Source organism: Xenorhabdus khoisanae (genome assembly GCF_001037465.1).
Classification (GTDB): Bacteria; Pseudomonadota; Gammaproteobacteria; order Enterobacterales; family Enterobacteriaceae; genus Xenorhabdus; species Xenorhabdus khoisanae.
Genome location: NZ_LFCV01000036.1, coordinates 1 through 1,438 on the forward strand (window position 1 = coordinate 1; position 1,438 = coordinate 1,438).

Here is a 1,438-nt window from a genome sequence, read left to right on the forward strand (position 1 = left end):
CTATATGAACGCATCCCGTTTGCAAGACAAAAATCATGTTGACATCGACGGTAGGTTGCAGCTCTATATCCGGCCTTATTGCAGCCGATGCTGCGGGCCTCGATGTAATCCGCTGGCTTGCTCCTCATTCCTCCGACGAGCTTGACGCTCTGGCGACCATACAGGTTTAGCAAGTCACGGTCTTACCTGTCTTTGTCATCATTATTATTGCCTCAGCAATCTTTCTGCATTCAGCCTTGTCATTACATGTTGAGATTAATCAGTGTCAGGTTTTAATTAAGAGGTCTGACACTGACGTAATCTTTTTGGTAATCCCGCTGATGGGCTACCAGAGCCCAAACAGTACGAGCCAGTTTATTGGCCATCCCCACTATAGCCACGCAGGCCGGCCGTCGTTTTTTGAGTTCAGTCACCCATGGTAAGGGCGTTTTTGTGGTTAAGGTGGCGACCCTTGCTCCATGGATAAACAGCGTTCTCAGATAGGTATCTCCCCGTTTACTGATTCCCAGTAATTTGATCCGGCCTCCCGTCCCCGTCTGTTTCGGCACCAATCCCAGATAGGCCGAAAATTCTCTGCCCGACCGGAACGCACGGGGATCGCCCATCGTGGCGATGGCGGCGGTCGCAATCAGCACACCAACACCGGGTATTTTCATAATCCGCTGGCAATCGGCATTCTGTTTTGCCCACGCTATTAGTTGTTTTTCCACCTGTTCAATTTGTTCATCGATTTCGTTCAAGCGGTGGTATTGCTCTTCAAGAAGACTGAGCAGGAAAGGTGCCAGTTTTTCCCTTAGCCGCTCAAGTACCTCCGGCATCGCTTTATCCAATGAAGCTCTGCCCTTATGCACAGTTTCACCGAACTCCAGTAGCAAACCATGCAGCGCATTGATTTGCGCGGTTCTGAATTTCACTAATTGGTAACGCATCCTATGTAACGACAGAATAGCCTGTTGTTCTTCGTTTTTGACGGCAACCGATTTACCGGGTTGTTGAACCGCCTGCCATATGGCTCGGGCATCCTGAACATCATTCTTATTTCCCATCCGGAATGCCCTGACGAATCGCGCCTGAAGCAAACGCACTTCATGCCCCAGTTTTCTCAATTCCCGTGCCCAGTAGTGAGCACCGCCACACGCTTCCATGCCAATCAGACAAGACTCGCGGTTACTGAAGAACGTTAAAAAATCCTGCCGCCGCAGCTGCCTATCAATAACTTCACCTGTGTATTCATCGACAAAATGAATTTGCATCAAATGTTTTGCAATATCGACGCCAAAAGGAGTAAATTTCATGAGTGGTTCCTCCAGTCATCAGGGAGCAACAGGCTCCCGCTTTTAGGCACTATAAGGCCGGAAATCTGCGAGGAACCACGCCTCATCTCTCAATTCCAGCACGGTGCCAAAGGTTCAGTGGTTGGGATGCGTTCATTACATTC

Annotated in this window: 1 protein-coding gene; it reads right to left on the reverse strand. The window is 49.4% G+C overall.

Going from position 1 to position 1,438, the window contains the following annotated elements; genetic code table 11:
* Window positions 1–272: 272 nt before the first annotated feature.
* A complete protein-coding gene (locus AB204_RS06785) occupies window positions 273–1,295 on the reverse strand; it encodes an IS110 family RNA-guided transposase (RefSeq protein WP_047962625.1) in 1,023 nt (340 codons plus the stop codon).
* Between the last annotated feature and the right edge of the window lie 143 nt (window positions 1,296–1,438).

Coding starts and splice junctions, on each gene's coding strand:
- AB204_RS06785 (WP_047962625.1), bottom strand. CDS start 1,295: ATGAAATTTACTCCTTTTGGCGTCGATATTGCAAAACATTTGATGCAA.